This is a genomic window from Streptomyces sparsus, assembly GCF_054776295.1.
On sequence record NZ_BAAHCA010001368.1, the window covers coordinates 1 to 935 of the forward strand.

Below are 935 nucleotides of genomic sequence, written 5' to 3' on the forward strand. Positions count from 1 at the left end.
TTCCCGGTCTTCAACGGTGGGCGCCGGCAGCAGGGACGTCGGCACCGGCTGGGCCCGACGCAGTCGCCCCGGCGGCCTCCAGGAAGTCGGCGGCGATGCGCTCGGAGATGGCCAGCCCCTCCAGCAGCGAGTTCGACGCCAGCCGGTTCGCGCCGTGCACGCCGGTGCAGGCGACCTCACCGCAGGCGTAGAGCCCCGGCACGGTGGTCCGCCCGCGCAGGTCGGTACGGACGCCGCCGGACGCGTAGTGCGCGGCGGGGGCGACCGGGATCGGCTCGGTGATCGGGTCCATGCCGTGCGCACGGCAGGCGGCCAGGATCGTCGGGAAGCGCTCCGCCCACATCGTGGCGCCGAAGTGCCGGGCGTCGAGGAACATGTGCTCGGCGCCCTGCTCCTGGCAGCGGCGCATGATGCCCTTGGCGACGATGTCACGCGGCGCCAGTTCGGCCTGCTCGTGCTGCCCGACCATGAAGCGCACCCCGTCGGCGTCGACCAGGTGGGCGCCCTCGCCGCGGACCGCCTCGGAGATCAGCGGCTGCTGTCCCTCGGCGTCCGGGCCCAGGTAGAGCACGGTCGGGTGGAACTGGACGAACTCCAGGTCGCTGACCTCGGCGCCGGCCCGCAGCGCCAGCGCGACGCCGTCGCCCGTGGAGACGGCCGGGTTGGTGGTCGCGGAGAACACCTGGCCCATGCCGCCGGTGGCGAGCACCACCGCGCGGGCGCGCACGGCGCCCACGCCGTCGTGCTGGCCCTCCCCCATGACGTGCAGCGAGACGCCCGCCGCCCGGCCCTCGTGGTCGGTCAGCAGGTCCAGCACCAGCGCGTGGTCCACCGTCTCGATGCCGAGCTCGCGCACCGCGGCGACCAGCGCCCGGGAGACCTCCGCGCCGGTGGCGGCGTCGCCGGCGTGCGCGATCCGGCGCCGGTGGTGGCCG

1 protein-coding gene is annotated in these 935 nt (G+C 75.6%); it reads right to left on the reverse strand.

The window, feature by feature from the left end:
• Window positions 1-10 precede the first annotated feature (10 nt).
• Window positions 11-935: FAD-binding protein (locus ACYVE9_RS28480; protein WP_461030770.1), on the reverse strand; the 925-nt coding region annotated here is incomplete at its 5' end.